The 25,020-nt window shown below is 58.2% G+C and carries 22 protein-coding genes; 10 read left to right on the top strand and 12 right to left on the bottom strand.

Annotated elements, in window-relative coordinates; translation table 11 throughout:
• Positions 1-11 precede the first annotated feature (11 nt).
• Positions 12-671: a bifunctional tRNA pseudouridine(32) synthase/23S rRNA pseudouridine(746) synthase RluA gene (gene rluA, locus ACLEXF_RS19210; RefSeq protein ID WP_004204288.1), complete on the top strand. Its 660-nt coding sequence runs from the start codon at positions 12-14 to the stop codon at positions 669-671.
• Between the two features lie 42 nt (positions 672-713).
• Here the strand turns inward: rluA and citX are convergent, their stop codons facing one another.
• Positions 714-1,253 carry a citrate lyase holo-[acyl-carrier protein] synthase gene (citX, locus tag ACLEXF_RS19205; protein ID WP_004204286.1) on the bottom strand — a complete coding sequence of 180 codons (540 nt, stop codon included), beginning with the start codon at positions 1,251-1,253 and terminating at the stop codon, positions 714-716.
• A gap of 179 nt (positions 1,254-1,432) precedes the next feature.
• Positions 1,433-2,797, bottom strand: a complete 1,365-nt coding sequence (locus ACLEXF_RS19200) for a 2-hydroxycarboxylate transporter family protein (protein WP_004204284.1) — start codon at positions 2,795-2,797, stop codon at positions 1,433-1,435.
• 323 nt (positions 2,798-3,120) lie between these two features.
• On the opposite strand from ACLEXF_RS19200, the gene ACLEXF_RS19195 reads away from it, so the two are divergent.
• Both ACLEXF_RS19195 and ACLEXF_RS19190 read left to right on the top strand, forming a co-directional pair.
• Positions 3,121-4,746 carry an ATP-binding protein gene (locus ACLEXF_RS19195; RefSeq protein ID WP_226548882.1) on the top strand — a complete coding sequence of 542 codons (1,626 nt, stop codon included), beginning with the start codon at positions 3,121-3,123 and terminating at the stop codon, positions 4,744-4,746.
• Positions 4,736-5,434, top strand: a complete 699-nt coding sequence (locus ACLEXF_RS19190) for a response regulator (RefSeq protein ID WP_004204282.1) — start codon at positions 4,736-4,738, stop codon at positions 5,432-5,434. The genes ACLEXF_RS19195 and ACLEXF_RS19190 overlap by 11 nt, the downstream gene beginning before the upstream one ends.
• A 30-nt stretch (positions 5,435-5,464) precedes the next feature.
• Here the strand turns inward: ACLEXF_RS19190 and djlA are convergent, their stop codons facing one another.
• The gene (gene djlA, locus ACLEXF_RS19185) at positions 5,465-6,292 is read right to left on the bottom strand and encodes a co-chaperone DjlA (RefSeq protein WP_008807470.1); all 828 of its coding nucleotides are present in this window, start codon (positions 6,290-6,292) and stop codon (positions 5,465-5,467) included.
• 243 nt (positions 6,293-6,535) lie between these two features.
• Between djlA and lptD the strand changes: the two genes are divergently transcribed.
• The 6 genes from lptD to apaH are packed head-to-tail and all read left to right on the top strand — an operon-like array spanning position 6,536 to position 13,271.
• Complete coding sequence (lptD, locus tag ACLEXF_RS19180) at positions 6,536-8,884, top strand: LPS assembly protein LptD (RefSeq protein ID WP_407259931.1); 2,349 nt, start codon at positions 6,536-6,538, stop codon at positions 8,882-8,884.
• A gap of 54 nt (positions 8,885-8,938) precedes the next feature.
• The gene (gene surA, locus ACLEXF_RS19175; protein WP_004204278.1) at positions 8,939-10,225 is read left to right on the top strand and encodes a peptidylprolyl isomerase SurA; all 1,287 of its coding nucleotides are present in this window, start codon (positions 8,939-8,941) and stop codon (positions 10,223-10,225) included.
• Between the two features lie 5 nt (positions 10,226-10,230).
• The gene (gene pdxA, locus ACLEXF_RS19170) at positions 10,231-11,220 is read left to right on the top strand and encodes a 4-hydroxythreonine-4-phosphate dehydrogenase PdxA (RefSeq protein ID WP_048294146.1); all 990 of its coding nucleotides are present in this window, start codon (positions 10,231-10,233) and stop codon (positions 11,218-11,220) included.
• Positions 11,217-12,038 carry a 16S rRNA (adenine(1518)-N(6)/adenine(1519)-N(6))-dimethyltransferase RsmA gene (gene rsmA, locus ACLEXF_RS19165; protein ID WP_004204275.1) on the top strand — a complete coding sequence of 274 codons (822 nt, stop codon included), beginning with the start codon at positions 11,217-11,219 and terminating at the stop codon, positions 12,036-12,038. Before pdxA ends, rsmA begins: the two co-directional genes overlap by 4 nt.
• Positions 12,039-12,040: 2 nt before the next feature.
• The gene (gene apaG / locus ACLEXF_RS19160) at positions 12,041-12,418 is read left to right on the top strand and encodes a Co2+/Mg2+ efflux protein ApaG (RefSeq protein WP_004204274.1); all 378 of its coding nucleotides are present in this window, start codon (positions 12,041-12,043) and stop codon (positions 12,416-12,418) included.
• 4 nt (positions 12,419-12,422) lie between these two features.
• A complete protein-coding gene (apaH, locus tag ACLEXF_RS19155; RefSeq protein ID WP_004204272.1) occupies positions 12,423-13,271 on the top strand; it encodes a bis(5'-nucleosyl)-tetraphosphatase (symmetrical) ApaH in 849 nt (282 codons plus the stop codon).
• Between the two features lie 209 nt (positions 13,272-13,480).
• Here the strand turns inward: apaH and folA are convergent, their stop codons facing one another.
• The 8 genes from folA to ACLEXF_RS19115 form a co-directional block, all read right to left on the bottom strand.
• Positions 13,481-13,960 (bottom strand): type 3 dihydrofolate reductase, encoded by a 480-nt coding sequence (folA, locus tag ACLEXF_RS19150; RefSeq protein WP_004204271.1) that lies wholly within the window; start codon positions 13,958-13,960, stop codon positions 13,481-13,483.
• Between the two features lie 173 nt (positions 13,961-14,133).
• Positions 14,134-15,999 (bottom strand): glutathione-regulated potassium-efflux system protein KefC, encoded by a 1,866-nt coding sequence (gene kefC, locus ACLEXF_RS19145; protein ID WP_004204270.1) that lies wholly within the window; start codon positions 15,997-15,999, stop codon positions 14,134-14,136.
• Complete coding sequence (gene kefF, locus ACLEXF_RS19140; RefSeq protein ID WP_004204269.1) at positions 15,992-16,525, bottom strand: glutathione-regulated potassium-efflux system oxidoreductase KefF; 534 nt, start codon at positions 16,523-16,525, stop codon at positions 15,992-15,994. Before kefF ends, kefC begins: the two co-directional genes overlap by 8 nt.
• A gap of 131 nt (positions 16,526-16,656) precedes the next feature.
• Positions 16,657-16,890, bottom strand: coding sequence for a YgdI/YgdR family lipoprotein (locus ACLEXF_RS19135; protein ID WP_002888059.1), 234 nt, complete (start codon positions 16,888-16,890; stop codon positions 16,657-16,659).
• Between the two features lie 169 nt (positions 16,891-17,059).
• On the bottom strand, positions 17,060-20,284 hold the full coding sequence (gene carB, locus ACLEXF_RS19130; protein ID WP_004204267.1) for a carbamoyl-phosphate synthase large subunit: 3,225 nt from the start codon (positions 20,282-20,284) through the stop codon (positions 17,060-17,062).
• 17 nt (positions 20,285-20,301) lie between these two features.
• Positions 20,302-21,450, bottom strand: a complete 1,149-nt coding sequence (carA, locus tag ACLEXF_RS19125; protein WP_004212571.1) for a glutamine-hydrolyzing carbamoyl-phosphate synthase small subunit — start codon at positions 21,448-21,450, stop codon at positions 20,302-20,304.
• A 456-nt stretch (positions 21,451-21,906) separates the two neighbouring features.
• The gene (dapB, locus tag ACLEXF_RS19120; protein WP_407259932.1) at positions 21,907-22,728 is read right to left on the bottom strand and encodes a 4-hydroxy-tetrahydrodipicolinate reductase; all 822 of its coding nucleotides are present in this window, start codon (positions 22,726-22,728) and stop codon (positions 21,907-21,909) included.
• Positions 22,729-23,029: 301 nt separating this feature from the next.
• Entirely contained in the window at positions 23,030-23,659 is a 630-nt protein-coding gene (locus tag ACLEXF_RS19115; protein ID WP_231829145.1) for an alanyl-tRNA editing protein, read from the bottom strand.
• A 92-nt stretch (positions 23,660-23,751) separates the two neighbouring features.
• Here ACLEXF_RS19115 and ACLEXF_RS19110 point away from each other — a divergent pair, with 92 nt between their 5' ends.
• Complete coding sequence (locus tag ACLEXF_RS19110) at positions 23,752-24,681, top strand: LysR family transcriptional regulator (RefSeq protein WP_407259933.1); 930 nt, start codon at positions 23,752-23,754, stop codon at positions 24,679-24,681.
• On the opposite strand, the gene ACLEXF_RS19105 is transcribed toward ACLEXF_RS19110, so the two are convergent.
• Entirely contained in the window at positions 24,629-24,994 is a 366-nt protein-coding gene (locus ACLEXF_RS19105; protein WP_407259934.1) for a DUF805 domain-containing protein, read from the bottom strand. The genes ACLEXF_RS19110 and ACLEXF_RS19105 overlap by 53 nt on opposite strands.
• Between the last annotated feature and the right edge of the window lie 26 nt (positions 24,995-25,020).

Here is a 25,020-nt window from a genome sequence, read left to right as displayed (position 1 = left end):
CGGAACGCGAAATGGCGATGGAAAACTACAATCCGCCGCAGGATCCCTGGCTGGTGATCCTGTATCAGGATGAGCACATCATGGTGGTCAACAAGCCGAGCGGCTTGTTGTCCGTGCCGGGTCGTCTTGATGAGCATAAAGACAGCGTGATGACGCGCATTCAGCGCGACTTCCCGCAGGCCGAATCGGTGCATCGCCTTGATATGGCCACCAGCGGCGTGATTGTGGTGGCGCTGAATAAGGCGGCCGAGCGCGAACTGAAGCGCCAGTTCCGCGAGCGCGAGCCGAAGAAGCAGTACATCGCCCGCGTCTGGGGCCATCCGCAGCCGGCGGAGGGCCTGGTGGATTTACCGCTGATTTGCGACTGGCCGAACCGGCCAAAGCAGAAGGTGTGTTATGAAACCGGCAAAGCGGCGCAGACCGAGTATGAGGTGCTGGAGTACGCGGAAGATAATACCGCCCGCGTGCGCCTGAAGCCAATTACCGGACGGTCACACCAGCTGCGCGTGCATATGCTGGCGCTGGGACATCCGATCCTTGGCGACCGCTTTTACGCCACGCCGGAGGCGCTGGCGATGGCCCCGCGCCTGCTGCTTCACGCCGAGACGCTCACCATCACCCACCCCGCCTACGGCAACGCGATGACCTTCCGCGCGCCGCTCGACTTTTAGGACCTCCCCGGCAGCGCTCTGCTGCCGGGGAATGCTAACCCGTTAATCGCGGGCAAACCACGCGTCAATCATCTGCTCAACGCGGGCAACGACGAGATCGGTGTCGTGACGACGGCTACGCGCGCAGGCGTGCGCCGGCTCATCGCACAGCAGGCAGCGGCGCTGCGACTCGCCCAGCGACTGGCGTCCCACCTGCCCGCTCTGCGGACAGATCACATCGATATCCCACAAGCGTCCCAGCGGATGGCTCTGCTCCAGCGTACTGCACATCGCTTTGATTTCGCTGGCCGGATGCGCCACGCACCACAGCGCTTCAGGCCCGGTCGGCAGCCACAGCACCTGACGATCCAGCGTTTGCCAGCGGTGCTTCCAAAGCAGCTGATCGCAGGCCTGGAGGGCTACGCCCATCATGTTGCGATAGCGAATGCTGTCCTTCACCGCCCCGGGGGTTACCAGGGTCAGGGAAATAACAGGCTGCTGATAATGGGCCAACCAGTCGGCCTGGCGGGCTGCACGCTGCTCTTTCGCCGCCAGCAATGCGTCGATGCTGACGCCCGCCTGGGCGGGAGTATCCACTGACATTAATTCCTCTCCTACATATGATAAATGCGACAGCGCCTGGACTGTCATAATGATGGTTGCGATAGCCGATCGCGCGCTGATTGTAACGCTAAATGCGGAGCATTTAGGATACAGAACGCAGATATTTTCGGCGTTCTGTAGCGGAAAATAGCAGTTTTATCGCTGAGCGTAGCGTTATATCACGCCAGATAGTGGCTGAGGAACAGCAACCCCAGAGAGACATTTATCGCCCCGCCAATCCGGGTAGCGATCTGCGCGAACGGCATCAGGCTCATGCGGTTACCAGCGGTCAGGATCGCCACATCGCCGGTGCCGCCCTGCCCGCTCTGGCAACAGGAGACAATCGCCACATCGATCGGGTGCATCCCTATCTTTTTTCCGACCAGGAAACCGGTCGCCACCAGCGCGGAGACGGTGCTGACGATCACCAGCAGATTGGTGAAGGTGAAGGCGTTCACCAGCTCCTGCCACGGGGTGATCGCCACACCAACGGCAAAGAGGATCGGGTAGGTGACCGCGGTGCGGAAGAATTTATACACCATCTGCGATCCCTCCTGCAGGCGCGGAGACACCACATTAGCCAGCTTTAACAGCACCGCGAGAAACAGCATGCCCACCGGCGCCGGCAGACCAATCAGTTTGTGGCCGAGCATCCCCATCATATACAGCAGTACCGCCAGCAGCGCGCCGGAGGCCAGCGTCCCGACGTCGGTTTTACCGCTCATGCCTTCACTCTCGCCGAGGCTGCGGGTTTCATGGCTGCGGTTCGGCATCAGTTGCCCTTCGCCGGTCAGATGCGGGAAGCGCTTGCCGAGCTGGTTGAGGCAGCCGGAGATGACGATCGCCGTCAGGCTGCCGAGCATCACCATCGGCAACACCCGGCCCAGGGCCACCCCCTGCTCCATATGCATCAGCGCGGCATAGCCCATCGACAGCGGGATCGCCCCTTCCCCCACGCCGCCGGCCATGATCGGCAGCACGATAAAGAAGAACACCTGAAACGGCTCCATGCCCAGCAGCGTGCCAACGCCGATGCCCACCAGCATGCCGACCACCTCGCCGCACAGCATTGGGAAGAAGATCTTCAGGAAGCCCTGAATCAAGGTGGTGCGGTTCATACTCATGATGCTGCCGACGATAATGCAGCAGATATAGAGATAGAGGATGTTGGTGGATTTATAGAATTTGGTGGTGGATTCCACGACCACGTCTGGCAGCAGGCCGTAATGGACCAGCGCGGAAGGAATAAAAGTGGCGCAGATCGCCGCCGCGCCGAGTTTCCCCAGCACCGGCAGGCGTTTACCAAACTCGCCGCAGGCGAAGCCAAAGAAAGCCAGAGTGGCCACCATCACCACGATATCGCTCGGCAGTTTACCGCCAAGGCAATCGAGGGCAATCAGCCCCCCGGCCAGCAAAAACAGCGGCAGCGGGACGATCCCTACCTTCCAGTTATCCATGATGTGCCACCAGCGCTGCCTGAGCGTGGCTTTCGGCGTATTGATCGGTTCAAGGGTTGCAGAGAATGCATTGTCTGTCGTGCTCATAAATTCAGCCCTGTCGTTATTATTCATTTTCAGCGTAAAGGGACAGCGGCGTCGTTAATGTGAAGCTCCCCGAATTAAAAAAGAAGTTTTAATGGTCACTATGGTTTTTATGGTTTCTATTCGCGGATCCGCGCAGGGGTGATATATCTCTGATTTATTATCGTGGTTTTTATGGTTTTTATTTCCCATCACGCCTTATATCCACCGCAACTGCTGGCGGCAGCCCGCGCCTGCGCCACTGATCACAACTTTCCTTTAACATTTACGTCACGTGACAGAAAAATGATAGAGTGCCGGTATGGTGAATACGTCGTCCGGGACCTATGAAATTATCTTTTCAATATAAGCTGTTTATTTCGCTGGTCGCTTTTTTCTCAGTCCTCTTTATCGCGCTGGGTATTTATTATTACTTTGATGCCAGCCGCCAGCTTTATCAGGAAATGAGCGCCCGGGCCAAAATTCAGGCCGAAGAGATAGCCCTGATGCCAAATTTACGTCAGCAGGTCAGCCGGCATGACCCACAGGCGATTCAGGCGTTTATGCAGCAAATCGCCGCCCATAGTGACGCCAGCTTTATCGTCATCGGCGACCGCCAGGGGGTGCATCTGTTTCATTCGGTCCATCCGGAGTGGGTCGGCACGCGGCTGGTTGGCGGCGACAACCAGGCGGTACTGGAGGGAAAATCCATTACCACCATTCGCAAAGGCGGACTTGGGGTCTCGCTGCGCAGCAAAACGCCGATCGTCGATGACGAGGGACGGGTGATCGGCATTGTCTCCGTCGGCTACCTCACCAGCTATCTCGACAGCATTACCCTGACCAAAGTGATCAATATTTTTATCGCCGCCGTTCTGCTGCTCATCGCCCTGTTTATCTTCTCCTGGTACTTTACCCGCAGCATCAAAAAGCAGATTTTTTCGCTCGAGCCGCGGGAGATAGGCCTGCTGGTGCGACAGCAAAAGGCGATGATGGAGTCGATCTTTGAGGGGGTGATCGTCATCGATCGCCTGCGGCGCATTGAGGTGATAAACCATGCCGCCCGCAGCCTGCTGGGACTCAGCCAGCCCGCCAGTCAGCTGCGCGGTCAGTCGATTGACAGCGTGATTTCCCCGCAGCCCTTTTTCGCCAGCGGCGACATGCTTGAGCGCGACACCCACGATGAGCTGTGCCGCTTCAACCAGTTGACCGTGCTCGCCAGTCGGGTGCGCATTATGCTGGAGAATACCCTGCAGGGCTGGGTGATCACATTCCGTGACCGCAATGAAATCAATGCCCTCACCGCCCAGCTGAGCCAGGTGAAGCGCTATGTCGACAATCTACGCATCATGCGCCACGAGCAGCTCAACCGGATGACTACCCTCTCCGGCCTGCTGCATATGGGCCATTATGACGAAGCGATCCGCTATATTCAGGCCCAGTCGGAACATGCTCAGGAGCTATTGGACTTTATCTCCTCACACTTCCACTCGCCGACGCTATGCGGTCTGCTGCTCGGCAAAGCCACCCGCGCCCGCGAAAAAGGCGTGGCGCTGAGCTTCGACCCGGCCTGCCGCATCGACCGTCCCCTGCCGTCGCTGATGGAATCCGAGCTGATCTCCATCATCGGCAACCTGCTGGATAACGCCATCGAAGCCACGCAGCGCGCCGAGCTTCCGCATGAGCCGGTGGAAGTCCTGATCCAGCTCAACGCCCGGGAGCTGATTATCGAAGTGGCCGACCGCGGCGTCGGCATCCGCCCCGATATCCGCGAGCGCATTTTTGAACGCGGCGTCACCACCAAAACCCGTGGCGATCACGGCATTGGTCTGTATCTTATTGAACATTATGTCACTCAGGCGGGCGGCACCATCGAAGTCGCCGATAATGCGCCGCGGGGAACGATCTTCACCCTGTTTATCCCGGCCGACGCACCTGCCCGTCCGCACCCGGAGGCCCACGATGCATCATGACCTGGTCGATGTGCTAATCATTGAAGATGAGAGCGAGCTGGCGCGCCTGCACGCCGAGCTTGTGCAGAAACACCCGCGCCTGCGGCTGGCGGGCATGGCGGCCTCCCTCGCCCAGGCCCGCCAGTTGCTCCACGCCACCCCGCCGCAGCTGGTACTGCTGGATAACTATTTGCCGGACGGCAAAGGGGTGACGCTGATGACCGATCCGGCGCTGGCGACCAGCCAATGCTCGGTGATCTTTATCACCGCCGCCAGCGATATGGAAACCTGCAGCCAGGCTATCCGCAACGGCGCCTTCGACTATATTCTTAAGCCGGTATCATGGAAGCGGCTGAGTCAGTCGCTGGAGCGTTTTATCCAGTTCTACGATCAGCAGCGGGAGTGGAAAATCGTCGATCAGCAGAACGTCGATTCCCTCTATCAACTGCAGGCGAAGAACTATCGCGTAGATAGTGGCAGCAAGGGGATTGAAGAGAAGACGCTGGCGCTGGTGCAGGGTCTGTTTAGCGGCCGGGAAGCGCACTGCTTTTCCGTTGATGAGGTGGTCAGCGCCGCCGGACTCAGCAAAACCACCGCCCGCCGCTATCTTGAACACGGCGTTGAGACCGGGTTTCTGGAGGTGGAGATGCTGTATGGAAAAATCGGCCATCCGCGGCGGCTGTATCGCCGCGCACAGGCCAAACGCTAACCCCTCTCGCCGGGCGAGGGGCTGAAAAACTCAGAAGCCGCGCTGTTCTTTGATCAGCTCCCAGGCCTTCTGGATCTCCTGGGCTTTCTGTTTGGCCATCTCCATCATCTCCGGCGGCAGCCCTTTCGCCACCAGCTTGTCCGGATGGTGCTCGTTCATCAGCTTACGATAGGCGCGCTTCACCGTCGCCGCGTCGTCAGTCGGTTTCACCCCCAGCACGTTGCAGGCGTCCTCCAGCGTTGGCCCGCGCTGCGCCTGCTGCCAGCCGGCGTTGCCGCCGTGCTGACCATAAGATTGCTGCTGCGAACCGCCGCCAAACTGGGCGCCGCCCTGCATCATTCGCAGGAATTGATCGAACTGGGCGCGAGAGATGCCAAGCTCATCGGCGATGACGAACAGCACTTCACGTTCGTTAGGGTGCAGTTCGCCGTCAGCGAACGCCGCCTGCAGCTGAATTTCCAGAAACATCCGAATCAGATCGAAGCGGCCAAAGCAGACGCTGCGCAGCTGGCGCATCTTCTCGCGCAGCGGATAATTGTCGGCTTTGCCGTCGCGAAACGCCTGCTGCGCCGCGGTACGCGAAGCGCCGTGCAGATTCATGCGATCCATCAGCACATTGGCGACGTGAATATCCGCCTCGGTAACGCGACCCTTGGATTTGGTCAGATGCCCCATCACTTCAAAGGTGGTGGAAAAGAAGAGCGACTGACGCTCCTGCTGATTGGCGAAGAGATTCAACCGGCGGCTGCGCGCCCGGTCAAACATATGGCCGACCAGGAAGCCGAGCACCACGCCCCAGAACCCACCGCCCATCAGCAAAGCTACTGCCACGCCAATCACTTTACCCAAATACTGCATAGACTCCCCAACTGTTTGTCGCCGTTAAGCACGAATATGACCGCACGTTACCCGGCACTCGCGCCTCGGTCAATTGTGGGACATAGCCTATAATTTGCTTTATCATACTCGTCATTCAACAGGGTGCCTAACGCTCGGGCTCGAAACGGGCAGGATTAACACTAGCGTGATAAAGTTGAGTAAGTTAGGCTCTGACCGTTTGCAAGCCGCTGCCACAAGATGATGGAACAATAAATACAACGTATGAAAAAACGTATTCCCAGCCTCCTGGCTACGATGATTGCCAGCGCCTTGTATAGCCAACAAGGCCTCGCTGCCGATCTCGCAACGCAATGTATGCTTGGCGTGCCAAGCTTTGATCGTCCGCTCGTGGAAGGGCGGCCTGGCGATCTGCCGGTGACGATTAACGCCGATCGTGCGAAGGGCAATTACCCGGACAACGCCGTCTTTACCGGCAACGTCGATATCAACCAGGGGAATAGCCGCCTCCGCGCCGACGAAGTTCAGCTGCATCAGCAGCAGGCCGCGGGCCAGGCGCAGCCGGTGCGCACGGTGGACGCGCTGGGCAACGTGCATTACGACGATAACCAGGTGATCCTCAAAGGACCAAAAGCCTGGTCGAATCTGAATACCAAAGATACCAACGTCTGGCAGGGCGATTATCAGATGGTCGGACGCCAGGGACGCGGTACTGCTGACCTGATGAAACAGCGCGGTGAAAACCGCTATACCATTCTGGAAAACGGCAGCTTTACCTCCTGTCTGCCGGGCTCCGACACCTGGAGCGTCGTGGGCAGCGAAGTTATCCACGATCGCGAAGAGCAGGTCGCCGAGATCTGGAACGCTCGCTTCAAGCTTGGCTCCGTGCCGATTTTCTACAGCCCCTACCTGCAGCTGCCGGTGGGCGATAAGCGTCGTTCAGGCTTCCTGATCCCGAACGCGAAATACAGCACCAAAAACGGCGTGGAATTCTCCCTGCCGTACTACTGGAACATCGCGCCAAACTTCGATGCCACCATCACCCCGCACTATATGAACAAGCGCGGCGGCGTGATGTGGGAAAACGAATTCCGCTACCTGACCCAGCTCGGCAGCGGCTTAACGGAGTTCGACTACCTGCCGTCGGATAAAGTCTACGAAGATGACCACTCCAGCGACAGCAACAGCCGCCGCTGGCTGTTCTACTGGAACCACTCCGGGGTTATCGATCAAGTGTGGCGTCTGAACGCTGACTACACCAAGGTCAGCGATCCTGACTACTTCAACGATTTCAGCTCGAAGTATGGTTCCAGTACCGACGGCTATGCGACGCAGAAATTCAGCGCCGGGTATGTCAATCAGAACTTTGACGCCACGCTCTCAACCAAGCAGTTCCAGGTCTTCGATCGAGAGTCGAGCAACTCCTACTCGGCTGAGCCGCAGCTCGACATTAACTACTACCAGAACGATGTCGGTCCGTTCGATACCCATCTGTACGGCCAGGTCGCCCATTTTGTTAACTCGAATAACAACATGCCGGAAGCGACCCGCGTTCACTTCGAGCCGACGATCAACCTGCCGCTGTCGAACGGCTGGGGCAGTCTGAATACCGAAGCCAAGCTGCTGGCGACCCACTACCAGCAGAGCAACCTCGATAAGTACAACGCCGCCAACGGCACGGACTACAAAGAGTCCGTTAGCCGTGTGATGCCGCAGTTTAAAGTCGACGGCAAAATGGTCTTCGAGCGCGACCTTCAGGAGGGATTCACCCAAACGCTGGAACCACGCATGCAGTATCTGTATGTGCCGTACCGCGATCAGAGTGAAATCGGCAGCTATGACTCCACGCTGTTGCAGTCAGACTACTCCGGCCTGTTCCGCGACCGTACCTATAGCGGTCTCGACCGCATCGCGTCGGCCAATCAGGTCACTACCGGTATCACCTCGCGCGTGTACGACGCCGCCGCGGTGGAACGTTTTAATATTTCCGTTGGTCAAATCTACTATTTCACCGAGTCACGCACCGGTGATGACAACATCAACTGGGAGAACAACGACACCACGGGTTCACTGGTATGGGCCGGCGACACCTACTGGCGCATTGCCGATAACTGGGGTCTGCGCGGCGGGATCCAGTACGATACGCGTCTGGATAACGTCGCAACCGGTAACGGCACCATTGAATACCGTCGCGATGAAAACCGCTTAGTCCAGCTTAACTATCGTTACGCCAGCCCGGAATATATTCAGGCCACACTGCCGTCATATTCCACCGCGGCGCAATATAAAGAAGGTATCTCGCAGGTGGGGATGACCGCCAGCTGGCCGATCGTCGATCGCTGGTCCGTGGTCGGTGCCTACTACTACGATACCAATACCCGGAAAGCAGCAAACCAGATGTTGGGTGTCCAGTATAACTCCTGCTGCTACGCCATCCGTCTTGGCTACGAACGCAAAGTCAACGGCTGGGATAGCAACAACAACGGCGGCGAGAGCAAATACGACAACACCTTCGGAATCAATATCGAATTGCGCGGTCTGAGCTCTAACTACGGCCTCGGCACCCAGCAGATGCTGCGTTCGAACATTTTACCGTACCAGAGCTCCCTGTGATGCGGCTGGTTTACAACATCATCCGCATTTGCGGTTAATCGAAATGGAAAAAGTATGAAGAACTGGAAAACGCTGCTTCTCGGTATCGCCATGATCGCGAATACCAGTTTCGCTGCCCCCCAGGTGGTCGATAAAGTAGCGGCCGTCGTCAATAATGGCGTCGTGCTGGAAAGCGACGTCGATGGTTTGATGCAATCGGTTAAGCTCAATGCTGGTCAGGCTGGCCAACAGCTGCCGGATGACGCGACCCTGCGCCATCAGATCCTCGAAAGACTGATCATGGACCAGATCGTGTTACAGATGGGGCAGAAGATGGGCGTGAAGGTCTCTGACGACCAGCTCGATCAGGCCATCGCCAACATCGCTAAACAAAACAACATGACCATGGATCAGATGCGCAGCCGTCTGGCCTATGAAGGCATCAACTACAACACCTACCGTAACCAGATCCGTAAAGAGATGCTGATTTCGGAAGTGCGTAACAATGAAGTGCGTCGTCGCATCACCGTGCTGCCGCAGGAAGTGGAAGCGCTGGCCAAACAGATCGGCGACCAGAACGACGCCAGCACCGAGCTCAACCTGAGCCACATCCTGATCCCGCTGCCGGAGAACCCGACCTCCGATCAAGTCGCCGCGGCCCAGGAGCAAGCGAATGCTATCGTTGAGCAAGCGCGCAACGGCGCCAACTTCGGTAAACTGGCGATCACCTACTCCGCCGACCAGCAGGCGCTGAAGGGCGGCCAGATGGGCTGGGGTCGTATCCAGGAGCTGCCGGGCATTTTCGCTCAGGCGTTAAGCACCGCGAAGAAAGGGGATATCGTCGGTCCGATCCGTTCCGGCGTCGGCTTCCACATTCTGAAAGTGAACGATCTGCGCGGCGGGACCCAGAACATCTCCGTCACTGAAGTGCATGCCCGTCATATTCTGCTGAAGCCATCGCCAATCATGAACGATGCGCAGGCTCAGGCGAAGCTGGAGCAAATTGCCGCCGACATTAAGAGCGGGAAAACCACCTTCGCTAAAGCGGCGAAAGCGTATTCTGAAGATCCGGGCTCGGCGAACCAGGGCGGTGATTTAGGCTGGGCCACGCCGGATATCTTCGACCCGGCGTTCCGCGATGCGCTGATGCGTCTGAACAAAGGGCAGACCAGCGGACCGGTGCACTCCTCCTTCGGCTGGCACCTGATCGAACTGCTGGATAGCCGTCAGGTCGACAGAACCGACGCCGCGCAGAAAGATCGTGCTTACCGTATGCTGATGAACCGCAAATTCTCTGAAGAAGCGGCAACCTGGATGCAGGAACAGCGCGCCAGTGCGTATGTTAAAATTCTGAGCAACTAATATCGATGCCTGAAACCCATAAAGTTGTTATCACTCCCGGCGAACCCGCCGGGATTGGCCCTGACCTGGTCGTGCAGCTTGCCCAGCGCGACTGGCCAGTTGAGCTGGTGATCTGCGCCGACGGCGCCCTGTTAACTGACCGAGCCCAAAGGCTCGGTCTTCCTTTATCTCTCCTGCCATACGATCCTGCGCAACCGCCCGTTCCGCAGCGTGCCGGTACGTTGACGCTGCTTAACGTCCCGCTGAGCGTCCCGGCGGAGCCCGGCGTGCTGAACGTACAGAACGGCGCCTACGTGGTCGAGACGCTGGCGCGCGCCTGCGACGGCTGCCTGAGCGGCGAATTCGCGGCGTTAGTGACCGGCCCGGTGCACAAAGGCAACATCAACGACGCCGGCATCGCCTTCACCGGTCATACCGAGTTCTTCGAAGAGCGCGCGCAGGCCAGCAAAGTGGTGATGATGCTGGCGACCGAGGAGCTGCGGGTGGCGCTGGTGACGACCCATCTGCCGTTGAAAGCCATCAGCGAGGCGATAACGCCCGACCTGCTGCGCGAGATCATCACGATTCTCGATCACGACCTGCGCACGAAATTTGGTATTGCCCAGCCGCACGTGCTGGTTTGCGGGCTTAACCCGCATGCTGGCGAAGGCGGTCATATGGGAACGGAAGAGATAGACACCATCATTCCGGTGCTGGAAGAGATGCGCGGGAAGGGGATGAACCTCAGCGGTCCGCTGCCAGCTGACACCCTTTTCCAGCCCAAATACCTTGACCATGCCGATGCGGTACTCGCGATGTACCACGATCAGGGCCTGCCCGTGCTAAAATACCAGGGCTTTGGCCGCGGCGTGAACATTACGCTCGGTTTACCTTTTATTCGTACCTCCGTCGACCACGGCACCGCACTGGAATTAGCGGGCCAGGGAACAGCGGACGTCGGCAGTTTTATCACGGCGCTTAATCTCGCCATCAAAATGATTGTTAATACCCAATGAATAATCGAGTCCATCAGGGCCATTTAGCCCGTAAACGCTTCGGGCAGAACTTCCTCAACGATCAGTTTGTGATCGACAGCATCGTCTCGGCGATTAATCCGCAGAAAGGCCAGGCGATGGTTGAAATCGGCCCCGGTCTCGCCGCGCTGACCGAGCCGGTCGGCGAACGCCTTGACCAGTTGACCGTCATTGAGCTGGACCGCGATCTGGCGGCACGCCTGCAGACGCATCCGTTCCTCGGGCCGAAGCTGACCATCTATCAGCAGGATGCGATGACCATGAACTTCGGCGAACTGGCGGAGAAAATGGGTCAGCCGCTGCGCGTCTTCGGCAACCTGCCGTACAATATTTCGACCCCGCTGATGTTCCATCTGTTCAGCTATACTGATGCCATTGCCGATATGCACTTTATGCTGCAGAAGGAAGTGGTGAATCGTCTGGTTGCCGGACCGAACAGTAAGGCGTATGGTCGGTTAAGCGTGATGGCGCAATATTATTGCCAGGTGATCCCGGTACTCGAAGTGCCGCCGAGCGCGTTCACCCCGCCGCCTAAGGTCGATTCCGCGGTGGTCCGTCTGGTGCCGCACAGCACGATGCCGTATCCGGTCAAAGAGATCCGGGTACTGAGCCGCATCACCACCGAAGCGTTCAACCAGCGCCGCAAGACCATCCGCAACAGTCTCGGCAACCTGTTTAGTGTGGAAGTGCTGACCGAGCTGGGCATTGACCCGGCCATGCGTGCAGAAAATATTTCCGTGGCGCAGTACTGCCAGATGGCCAACTGGCTGTCTGACAATCTGCCATCGAAGGAGAGCTAACCATGATCAATTCGCCTCGTGTTTGCGTCCAGGTGCAAAGCGTCTATATCGAATCGCAATCTTCTCCGGAAGAAGAGCGCTACGTCTTCGCTTATACCGTCACCATTCGCAATCTGGGGCGGAGTCAGGTTCAGCTGCTTGGCCGCTACTGGCTCATCACTAACGGCCACGGTCGTGAGACTGAAGTTCAGGGTGAAGGGGTGGTCGGCGAGCAACCGCATATTCCCGCCGGCGGTGAATATCAATATACCAGCGGCGCGGTCATTGAAACGCCGCTGGGAACCATGCAGGGTCATTATGAGATGATCGATATCGACGGCGCGCCGTTCCGTATCGAGATCCCTGTTTTCCGTCTCGCAGTTCCAACGCTCATTCATTAAAACAATGTCAACATACCTTATTGGCGACGTTCACGGTTGCTACGATGAACTGATCGCATTATTAGCGCAGGTTGAATTCGACCCGCGGAGCGATACGCTGTGGCTGACCGGCGATCTGGTAGCCCGTGGCCCGGGGTCGCTGGAGGTTCTGCGCTATGTCAAATCTCTGGGCGACAGCGTGCGACTGGTGCTGGGCAATCACGATTTACACTTGCTGGCGGTCTTCGCCGGCATCAGCCGCAACAAGCCGAAGGATCGTCTGAAATCACTGCTGGAAGCGCCGGATGCCGATGAGCTGCTTAACTGGCTGCGTCGTCAGCCGCTGCTCCAGGTGGACGAAGAGAAAAAGCTGGTGATGGCCCACGCCGGCATCACGCCGCAGTGGGATCTGGAGACCGCCCAGCAGTGCGCGCGCGATGTTGAAGCGGTGCTCTCCAGCGACTCCTACCCTTTCTTCCTTGATGCCATGTACGGCGACATGCCGAATCACTGGAGCAACGAGCTGAGCGGCCTGGCGCGCCTGCGCTTTATCTCTAACGCTTTTACCCGCATGCGCTACTGCTTCCCGAACGGCCAGCTGGATATGTACTCGAAAGAAGCGCCCGAGGACGCCCCGGCGCCGCTGAAGCCGTGGTTTGCCATTCCTGGTCCGGTCAGCAGTGCCTACAGCATTGCCTTTGGCCACTGGGCGTCGCTGGAGGGACGCGGTACGCCGGAGGGCATTTACGCGCTGGATACCGGCTGCTGCTGGGGCGGTGAACTCACCTGCCTGCGCTGGGAGGATAAGCAGTACTTTACCCAGCCGTCGAACCGGCAGAAAAGCCTCGACGAAGGCGAAGCCGTCGCGTCCTGAGTTTTCCCGGATGGCGGCGCGTTGCGCCTTATCCGGGCTACATTTCCTTGCGATTTGTCGCCCTAGCAGCGCTCCCGAAAGACGAAGCCCGCGACGGGAAACATGGCGCAGAAAAAATAGTAGCAGCGTCATCCACGCTGAATTCACGGCAAAGAAAACCCCGGTCACGCCAGACGCGACCGGGGTTTTTTCATTGCTATCCTTCCCGCTTAACGGCGTTCGAGGATCTCAAAGCAGTAGCTGTGGGAGTTCTGCGCGTCGGCGTCATGAAACTCGCTGAACACCGATTCCCACTGGTCCGGATCGTAATCCGGGAAATGGGTATCGCCTTCCACTTCCGCATCGATATGGGTCAGATAGAGCTTCTGCGCCTTTGGCAGGAACTGCTCATACACCCGACCGCCGCCAATCACCATGATCTCTTCCACATCGCCGCAGGCGGCAATCGCTTCGTCAACGGAGGAGACCCACTGCACGCGATCGTCGCTGCCTGGCTTGCTGCTGATCACGATATTTTTACGCCCCGGCAACGGGCGCCCAATGGATTCCCAGGTCAGACGCCCCATCACTACCGGCTTATTTAATGTGTTGCGTTTGAACCAGGCGAGATCGGCAGGCAGGTTCCATGGCATGGCGTTTTCCATACCAATGACGCGATCTACCGCTAACGCCGCAATCAGACTGATCATTCATTCATTCCTGAGTACAAAAAATTGTCGCCACTATACGGAAAGCGTACAACTTCGTCGACTGGCCGGAGGGTAAAGAATAAGAAAATTTTCTGATTTGCTGGCAAGCCCACGTTCACACCGTGGGCCGCCAGAACAGGATCCAAACGAAAACAGAATGTTACTGATTAGCGTCAGGCGGAGGGCTTATTTTCCGGCTCATCGGCGATATCGCCGGTGTGCCTGCCCTCTTCCGTCCCCTGCCAACCGTGACGCTGCACCAGCGACAGATGATGACGATCTTCGTTGATGATGCCGGTCAGCATATCGCTGGTCCGCTTGAAGACCGCCACCCGCGACGCCGCGTCGTTTTCCGCCATCGCCACCATCTCTTCGACCATCTGCAGGTTGAAACGACGGAACAAATCGGCCCGCTCGCGCGCTTCATACGCGCCTAGCCCCAGCGCCTCCAGCGTCATTCGGCCGGATTTCAGCGCCGCCTCGAAGGTTTCACGCTCCGGGGCATCAACGCCAGCCTGACGCAGCTGGATATAGTGATCGACATCGCGGGCGCGGGAGATAATCTGCAGATGCGGAAAATGCTCTTTTACCCTCGCCACCAGCTCCAGGCTGACATGCGGATCGTCAATGGCATTGATCAGTACCTCCGCCTTTTCGGCGCCGGCCGACTCCAGCAGATCGACCCGGGTGGCATCGCCGTAGAAGACCTTCATATCAAATTTGCGCAGGGTATCGACATGGTCCGGGTCGTGATCGAGGATCACCATCTTCACCCCGCTGGAGAGCAGGAGTCGCCCGGCGATCTGCCCGAAGCGGCCAAAGCCGGCGACAATCACCCGCGGCTGCTCTTCATCAATCTCGTCCGCATCCCGCGCCTGGCCGCTGGACGATTTCTCCAGACGGGTCAACAGCACCAGCAGAATGGGGGTTGCCGCCATCGACAGCGCCACCGCCAGGGTCAGCGCCTTTGCCCATTCGCCGTCCAGCACCTCCGCCATCCGCGCGGCGCCAAAGACCACAAACGCGAATTCACTCCCCTGCCCCAGCAGCACCGCAAACCAACGGCGCTGAGCGCGAGGCACGCCAAGCGGCCTGGCGATAAGCCACAGCATCAGCATTTTTATCGCCAGGAAACCCACCAGCAAAATCACGATACGCAGCGGATGGGTGACCAGGGTGCCGAAATCAATCGACATCCCGACGCCAATAAAAAACAGCCCCAGCAGCAGGCCTTTAAACGGCTCAATATCGCTTTCCAGCGCATGGCGATACTCGGAGCTGGCCAGCAACACCCCGGCGAGAAACGCCCCCATCGCCATCGACAGCCCCACCTCCTCCAGCAACAGCCCAAAGCCGAAGACCAGGAACAGGGCCACGGCGCTGAATACTTCGCGCAGACCGGAACGGGCGACAAAGCGCAGCAGCGGACGGGTCAGATAGCGCCCCAGCACCACCACCAGCGCCAGCGCCGCGGCCACCTTCAGCGCGGAAAGGGCAAAAGCCATCAGCGAAGTGGCGCCGCCGCTGGCCGCCAGCAGCGGGATCATCGCCACCAGCGGGATCGCCGCGATATCCTGGAACAGCAGCACCGCGAAGGCGCTGCGCCCCATCTGCGATACCGTCAGATTGCGCTCATTCATCGCCTGCATGGCGATCGCGGTTGAGGAGAGCGCCAGGGTCATACCGATCAGCTCGGCCACCTGCCAACGCAACCCCAGCAGCATGCAGAAGAGGCCGATCAATACCCCACAGGCCACCATCTGCAGCGCACCGCCGCCAAACACCGAAGCGCGCAGCTTCCACAGACGCTGCGGATCCAGCTCCAGACCAATGACGAACAGCATCAGCACCACGCCAATCTCGGCAAAGTGCAGAATCGCCTCGGCGTCGGTCACCAGCCGCAGCCCCCACGGCCCAATAATACAGCCGGCGATGAGATAGCCCAGCACCGACCCAAGCCCAAGGCGGACGGCGATGGGCACAATCAGCGCCGCGGCGCCCAGGTAAATCAGCGCCTGTATCAGCGTATGGCTATCCATTTTGATGTGCCTCCTGCCAGTCGATTAAGCGTTGACGATAATGGCGGGCCTGCGCCTGCAGCGTTTCGTCATCGCAGATAAAGGTGCAGTGCATGGCGAACGGCGGCAGCCATTTCATCCCGCAGTAGAGCGCCGTGGCCTGCAGCGGCTGCGCCAGCACCGGGAAACCGGGAAACGAACCGATATCAAAGTGGCTTTCACCGCCGCCGGTGGTCACCGCCCACATCAGCGATTTACCGCGCAGCGCAATACCGTTATGGCCATAGGCCCAGCCGTGCGACAGCACTTTGTCCATCCACAGCTTCAGCAGCGGCGGCACGCTATACCACTGCATCGGGTGCTGCCAGATAACCAGATCGGCACGGGCGAGCGCCGCCTGCTCGGCGGCGACATCGATATTAAAGTCGGGATAGAGTTGATAGAGGGAGCGTATCTCTACGCCTTCAAGCGTCCCTGCTTGTTCAAGCATTCGCTTATTCGCATGCGAATGCTGCGGATAAGGATGCGCATAAATTATCAGAATCATTGATTGGCCTGCGTTAGCTCTTGTCGTAATCAGCAAGAGTGTAGACAGTTAAATGAACCGCTTACAATGATAACTGTGATTTATGTCGCGGTGGTGGACACAACGCGCGCCTGAATGGCAAACGTCAGGCCTTAATTATCCAGCTCATCCATAGATTTCACCTGATCGCGGTTAATCTGCTCCACGCGTCCGGTTTCGGCATTTTTGTAAGAGACCAGACCGGTATCATCATCCACCTGCGGTTTACCGCTGGTGACAATGGTCTTGCCGTCGGTGGTTTTGATCGACTGATTCGATGAGCAGCCGGCCACGAACATGATTGCCGTCGCTGCCAGTGCGGATGCCACCAGAATATTGTTCCGCATTGTATCCTCCTGTCTTTTCATCAATAGGTATCGTTATGGTGCTAACTATAGTTAGCCTGACCCGACAGGGGGTTAAAAGCAGAACTCTCTGAAGATGGCCGCGGCCAAAAAAAATGGGCTGACGAAGTCGTCAGCCCAAGTGTGTTGCTATCCGGCCAGGCCGGAGCGCTTATTTGGTGATTTGCGCGTGCATTTCCTGAACCGAAATCACCTTGTCGGTGGCGTCAGCGTTCAGCGCCATCGCGGTGGCAAAGCCGCCGTTCAGGGTGGTGTCATAGTGCACCTTGTACTGCAGCGCGCTGCGGCGAATCAGCTTGGAGTCTTCAATCGCCTGACGACCTGCGGTGGTGTTGATGATGTAGGTATATTCGCCATTCTTGATGCGGTCCTGAATGTGCGGACGACCTTCATGCACCTTGTTCACCAGACGCGGGTTGATGCCCGCTTCGCCCAGCACAATCGCCGTGCCGTGAGTCGCATCCAGCTCGAAGCCAAACTTCAGCAGCTTCGCTGCCAGGTCGACCACTCGCTCTTTGTCGCCTTCGCGGACGGAGAGCAGCGCGCGACCTTGTTTCTTCATGGTCGAGTTGCTGCCCAGCTGCGCTTTGGCGAACGCTTCGGCAAAGGTACGGCCAACGCCCATCACTTCCCCGGTGGAACGCATTTCTGGCCCTAACAGCGGGTCAACGCCCGGGAATTTGTTGAACGGCAGGACCACCTCTTTCACCGAGTAGTACGGCGGGATGATCTCTTTGGTCACGCCCTGCTGCGCCAGCGTCTTACCGGCCATCACGCGCGCCGCCACTTTCGCCAGCGGTACGCCGGTGGCTTTGGAGACGAACGGCACGGTGCGCGCCGCACGCGGGTTGACTTCAATCAGATAGACTTCGTTATCTTTCACCGCGAACTGGACGTTCATCAGACCGCGAACCTGCAGCTCGAAGGCCAGCTTCTGCACCTGCTCGCGCATCACATCCTGAATCTCTTTGCTCAGGGTATAGGCTGGCAGGGAACAGGCGGAGTCGCCGGAGTGGACGCCTGCCTGTTCGATATGCTCCATGATGCCGCCAATCAGCACCATTTCGCCATCGCAGATGGCATCGACATCCACTTCAATCGCGTCGTCGAGGAAGCGGTCCAGCAGCACTGGCGCGTCGTTGGAGACGCTGACCGCAGTCTGGAAGTAGCGGCGCAGATCCTGCTCGTCATAGACGATCTCCATCGCCCGACCGCCGAGCACGTAAGACGGACGCACCACCAGCGGGTAGCCAATCTCTTTCGCTTTCTCTACCGCCTGCTCAATGGCGGTAACGGTGGCGTTCGCCGGCTGCTTCAGCTTCAGACGGTCAACCGCGTGCTGGAAGCGCTCACGGTCTTCCGCCCGGTCGATAGCGTCCGGGCTGGTACCGATAACCGGTACGCCTGCGGCTTCCAGGGCGCGCGCCAGCTTCAGCGGAGTCTGCCCGCCGTACTGCACGATAACGCCTTTTGGCTTCTCGATGCGCACGATTTCCAGCACGTCTTCCAGGGTGACCGGCTCGAAGTACAGACGGTCGGAAGTGTCGTAGTCGGTAGAGACGGTTTCCGGGTTACAGTTGACCATGATGGTCTCGTAACCGTCTTCGCGCAGCGCCAGCGAGGCGTGTACGCAGCAGTAGTCAAATTCGATACCCTGACCGATACGGTTCGGGCCGCCGCCGAGGACCATGATTTTATCGCGGTCAACGGACGGGTTGGACTCGCACTCTTCTTCATAGGTGGAGTACATGTAGGCGGTATCGGTGGCGAATTCCGCGGCGCAGGTGTCCACGCGCTTGTAGACCGGGTGCAGGTCATACTGGTCGCGCAGTTTACGGATTTCCGCTTCCCGCACGCCCGCCAGCTTCGCCAGACGCGCATCGGCAAAGCCTTTACGTTTCAGGGTGCGCAGGAAGTCAGCGTCGAGGCCGTTGATGCCCACTTCCGCCACTTTCTCTTCCAGACGGACCAGCTCTTCAATCTGCACCAGGAACCAGCGGTCGATGTTGGTCAGGTTGAAGACGCCGTCAACCGAGAGGCCCGCGCGGAACGCGTCGGCGATGTACCAGATACGCTCAGCGCCGGCGTCTTTCAGCTCGCGGCGGATTTTGGTCAGCGCTTCCGGATCGTCGAGGCTCACTTTCGGGTCGAAGCCGGTGGCGCCCACTTCCAGACCGCGCAGCGCTTTCTGCAAGGATTCCTGCTGGGTACGGCCAATCGCCATCACTTCGCCGACGGACTTCATCTGGGTGGTCAGACGGTCATTGGCGCCGGCGAATTTTTCGAAGTTAAAGCGTGGGATTTTAGTGACCACGTAGTCGATGGACGGCTCGAAGGAAGCCGGGGTACGGCCGCCGGTGATGTCGTTCATCAGCTCGTCGAGGGTGTAACCTACTGCAAGCTTGGCTGCCACTTTGGCAATCGGGAAACCGGTGGCTTTGGAGGCCAGCGCCGAGGAGCGGGAAACGCGCGGGTTCATTTCAATAACGATCAGGCGACCGTTTTTCGGGTTGACCGCGAACTGAACGTTAGAGCCGCCGGTTTCGACGCCGATTTCACGCAGCACCGCCATCGAGGCGTTACGCATGATTTGGTATTCTTTGTCGGTCAGGGTCTGCGCCGGCGCAACGGTGATGGAGTCACCGGTGTGGATCCCCATGGCGTCGAAGTTTTCGATAGAGCAGACGATGATGCAGTTGTCGTTCTTATCGCGCACCACTTCCATCTCATACTCTTTCCAGCCGATCAGCGATTCATCAATCAGCAGCTCGTTGGTAGGAGAGAGATCCAGGCCGCGGGTACAAATCTCTTCAAACTCTTCGCGGTTATAGGCGATGCCGCCGCCGGTGCCACCCATGGTGAACGACGGACGGATGATGCACGGATAGCCGACGTCAGCCGCTACCGCCAGCGCCTCTTCCATCGTATGGGCGATACCTGAACGCGCGGTGTCGAGACCGATTTTTTTCATCGCGATATCGAATCGGCGACGGTCTTCGGCCTTGTCAATCGCATCGGCGGTGGCGCCAATCATGGTCACACCGAATTCAGCCAGCACTCCCTGACGCTCCAGCTCCAGCGCGCAGTTCAGCGCCGTCTGGCCGCCCATGGTCGGCAGCACCGCGTCCGGGCGCTCTTTTTCGATGATTTTGCGCACCACTTCCCAGTGAATCGGCTCGATGTAGGTGGCATCGGCCATTTCCGGGTCGGTCATGATGGTCGCTGGGTTAGAGTTCACCAGGATAACGCGGTAGCCCTCTTCGCGCAGGGCTTTACAGGCCTGGGCGCCGGAGTAGTCAAACTCGCACGCCTGACCGATAACAATCGGGCCCGCGCCCAGAATCAGGATACTTTTTATGTCTGTACGTTTTGGCATGGCTCTTTTACTCCTGATTATTTCGCGGACTGACGGTATTGCTCAATTAACTCGATAAAGTGGTCGAACAGCGGCGCGGCATCGTGCGGCCCCGGGCTCGCTTCAGGGTGCCCCTGGAAGCTGAACGCCGGCTTGTCGGTGCGATGGATCCCCTGCAGGGTGCCGTCGAACAGCGACTTGTGGGTCACGCGCAGGTTGGCTGGCAGCGTCGCCTCATCCACGGCGAAGCCGTGGTTCTGGGCGGTGATCATCACCACGTTGTTATCAATATCTTTCACCGGGTGGTTGCCGCCGTGGTGGCCGAACTTCATCTTAATGGTCTTGGCGCCGCTCGCCAGCGCCAGCAGCTGATGGCCGAGGCAGATGCCAAACACCGGAATATCGGTCTCGAGGAATTTTTCAATCGCCTCGATAGCGTAATCACACGGCGCCGGGTCGCCTGGGCCGTTGGAGAGGAAAATGCCGTCCGGATTGAGCGCCAGCACATCCGCCGCCGACGTCTTCGCCGGCACCACCGTCAGGCGGCAGCCGCGGTCAACCAGCATGCGCAGGATGTTGCGTTTCGCGCCGAAGTCATACGCCACGACGTGGAACGGCAGCTCGCTTTCCGCTTTCGCTTCCGGCAGGTCGCCCGCCAGGGTCCAGCTGCCTTGCGTCCAGCTGTAGGTTTCTGCGGTGGTCACTTCCTTCGCCAGGTCCATGCCGTTCAGGCCCGGGAACGCTTTCGCTTTTTCCAGCGCCAGCTGGGCATCCGGGCTGTCGCCCGCGATGATGCAGCCATTCTGCGCCCCTTTCTCACGCAGCAGACGCGTCAGCTTGCGGGTATCGATATCGGCAATCGCCACGATGTTATGGCGCTTCAGATAGGAAGAGAGGTCTTCGGTACTGCGGAAGTTGCTGGCAATCAGCGGCAGGTCGCGAATAACCAGACCCTGAGCATGTACCTGAGAAGATTCTTCATCGGCGGCGTTGGTGCCGACATTACCAATATGAGGATAAGTAAGAGTGACGATTTGGCGGGAATAGGAAGGATCAGTGAGGATTTCTTGATAACCGGTCATTGAAGTATTGAAAACGACTTCCCCAACCGCCGTGCCGGTTGCCCCGATGGCCCGACCGTGAAACTGGGTTCCGTCTTCCAGAACCAATAGCGCTGACTTAATCAAAACATCCTCCAGAGAATATCCACTCACTTTATTTGCATATTAATTCATAAACACGATCTGAATCAATGCAAATCTGTTGCCCGCAGATTTTTGGCAAACGGCGGCATTCTGGAGAGATGTCGGATAAAAGTCAACTTAAAGCGGAGATTTTTAATGTCATTTTACGCCACTGGCGCATAACACGTGATTTTAACGCCAAAAAGATCAACAAACCTGGCTGAGAAAACGCTTGCGGACGGCGAAGAGTGTAAAATCTGGTGCTGGACGGCAAAAAAGTGGACCAGATGGTCAAAATTTACATTTCATTCACTTAAAAACCGAAGAACATCCTAACTTATAGCCCATTCAGAAAAATAACAACCTAAAGCGGCCAAAATAAAAAAGGGCAACAAAATATTGCCCCTTGCATCAATAACTTATTGATAGCAATAACCACATCACGATGGGTAATAATCGTTATAAACTATTCAGATCAAGCACGTCACGCATATCAAAAAGTCCACTTTTCTTGCCCTTCAGCCACAATGCAGAGCGAACCGCGCCATTAGCAAAGGTCATTCGATTGGAGGCTTTATGGGTGATCTCGATACGTTCGCCAATATCAGCAAACATCGCCGTATGCTCCCCGACGATATCCCCCGCGCGGACGGTGGCGAAGCCAATGGTGCCCGGGACGCGTTCGCCAGTGTGGCCTTCACGGCTGTAGACCGCGCAGTCCTTGAGATCTTTGTTCAACGCTCCGGCGATCGCTTCGCCCATCGCCAGCGCGGTGCCTGACGGCGCATCCACTTTATGCCGATGGTGCGCTTCGATAATTTCGATGTCGGTGTAGTCGCCCATCACCTTCGCCGCCTTCTCCAGCAGCTTTAACAGGACATTGACGCCGACGCTAAAGTTCGCAGCGAAGACAATGGCAATCTCCTGCGCAGCATCGCGAATCGCCTGCTTGCCGGCGTCGTCAAAACCGGTGGTGCCGATGACCATCCCTTTGCCGTGGTCGCGGCAAAACGCCAGATGGTTCAGCGTGCCTTCCGGGCGGGTAAAATCGATCAACACGTCGAAATCATCTTTTACCGCCGTCAGGCTGCTTTGCACCGTGACGCCCGCTTTGCCGGCACCCGCCAGCTCGCCGGCGTCGCTGCCCACCAGGCTGGACCCTTCGCGCTCCAGCGCCGCGCCCAGCGCCACTCCATCCATCTGCAGCGCAGCCTGAATTAACTGGCGTCCCATCCGGCCGCCCGCGCCGGCGATGGCCACGCGGATTTGTGCATCATGCATAGCTATTCTCTTTTGTTAACATTACGTAAATTGTTTTCAGAGTAACCAGCCCGTCAGCGGGCCGCTACTCAAAAACGCCGATAATTAGAAATTTATGACAAACGGCGGACGATATCAGTAAAAACTATACGATTGTACTGAAATGCGTGCTTTGCGGGTGCAGGCGCTCTCTCTGAGGCAATATATCGACGTTTTCGTCATCTGTCGGTATTAAGAAATAAGATGCACTAAAGCTGGCATACTCGACCGACCAGCATTGAAATGCTATGGAAACATTATACTTCTGGTAGAGCAGAAAGCCTTACGCCAGGGTGTAGCTGACCACCAGCTGCCCCTTCTTCATCTTAATCTGACTAATGACAATGTCGCCCAGCTCCGCCAGACGGGCGACGTGGGTGCCACCGCAGGGATAGGCGGGCAGTTCGCCAAACCCCACCATGCGCAAACCTTCAGCGAAGGTCACCTGACGCGGGAGGTCCTGCGCCTGCCATGCCTTTACTAGCGCCAGTAGCGCACTGGCGTCCGGCAGCGCGGCGCTATTCCTGCTGGCAAAGGTTATCCGCCCTTCGCCGGGCCAGTGGTGCGCTTTCACCGGTTGCCAGCCAAGCTGTTCGCCCGCCAGGCCAAGCAGGTGGCCGGCAGAATGCAGACGAGCATGCAGCTGTCTCGCGGAGGCATCAATTTTTATCTCCACTTCACCGAGGGGAAGCAGTTGCGACAGAATATGCAGCACCCTGTCGCCGCGCACAACCACCGTCTCAACGGCCTGTCCGGCAATCCAGCCGCAATCTGCCGGTTGACCGCCCCCTTGCGGGTGAAACAGCGTCCGATCCAGTTCGATGGCGTAACGGCCATCCGCTTCTGCAGTGCAGGCGATGATCTGGGCGCGCCCGTCGGTAGCATCGCTGGTGTAATAAACCCGTTCAGTCATAGTGATTCTCCTCTCTGTTCGCCCAGTATATTATTAATACCGACAGCGATAATCCCATCATTCGCCAATGCACTCTTGCTCCAGGAGCACAAATGAATCTGAACCTCCTGCCCGACCTTGCCCTCTTCGTACAGATCGTCGACCAGGGCAGCTTCTCCGCCGTCGCCCGCCAGAGCGGCATTACCCCTTCCGCGGTTAGCCGTAGCGTGTCGCGGCTGGAGCGAGAGATGGGCTGCAAACTGCTGCAGCGTACCACTCGCAAGCTGCGTCTGAGCGATGCCGGGGAAACGGTTTACCAGCATGCCCAGCAGATGCTGGAAGCGGCGCGACAGGCGATGGATTCCGCCGGCAGTCGCCAAACGGTCGCCCAGGGAAAGCTGACGCTCAGCGTACCGAAAGCCATCGGCCGCTTTGTGATCCATCCGCTGATGATGGCGTTTTTTCACCGTTACCCGCAGGTTGACGTCTGCCTGCGGCTGGAAGATCGCCCTCTGGATTTTATCGATGACGGTATCGATCTGGCGCTACGCATCACCGATACCCCCTCGCCCGGCCTGCATGGCAAACCGCTGATGCCGGTCACGCACGTTATCTGCGCCACTGAAGCCTATTTACAGCGCCACGGTATGCCGAACACGCCGCAGGAACTGCGGGCGCACAGCTGCATCAGCCTTGGCGAAACGCCCGCCGACGCGCGCTGGAAGTTCCGTCGGGAAGGGAAAATCGAAACGGTGCAAACATACGGGCGGTACGCCGCCAACCATACCGCCGTGCGCCTCGACGCGGTTAAGCAGCATCTGGGGATCGGCAGCCTGCCGCTGTTCACCGCCCGCGAGGCGCTGGCGAATGGCGACATTGTGCAGGTGCTGCCCGAGTGGGAATTTATCAGCAGCTATTCCGGCGATCTGTGGCTGCTGTGGGCGGGAGATAAGCATATGCCCGCCAGAATGCGGGCGATGATTGATTATCTCAGCGAGACGGTGCCGGCGCTGAACGCAGGCAGCACAGAGCCAGCGAAATAACCGCAAACCACGGAATGATAACCCCCAGCACGAACCAGATCCCGGAGCGGCCGATGTCATGCATCCGCCGGCAGCCAACTGCCAGCAGGGGGATCGCCATCAACAGCAGACACAGCGCCGCAAAGGGAATGACCACAAAGCTGAGGATGCCGTAGCGAGGGTCTACGCGGGTTGCCAGACACCAGACGGCCAGCGGCGCGCTGGCGATCAGTAGATTGATAAGAAAAAACGCCCAGAACTGCTGTCGGCTGGCCCGGCCGCTAAAATTAAAGGTCTCTTTCCAGCCGCTCAAATACGCCTGTCCATAGGTCATTGCTTCTCTCCTTGAAGATTGGGTGG

This window comes from Klebsiella pneumoniae complex sp. WS1778, assembly GCF_049472055.1.
In the GTDB taxonomy this organism is placed as follows: domain Bacteria; phylum Pseudomonadota; class Gammaproteobacteria; order Enterobacterales; family Enterobacteriaceae; genus Klebsiella; species Klebsiella quasipneumoniae.
Note: the sequence above shows the minus strand (reverse complement) of the source record. Positions and strands in the feature narration are given on the sequence as shown.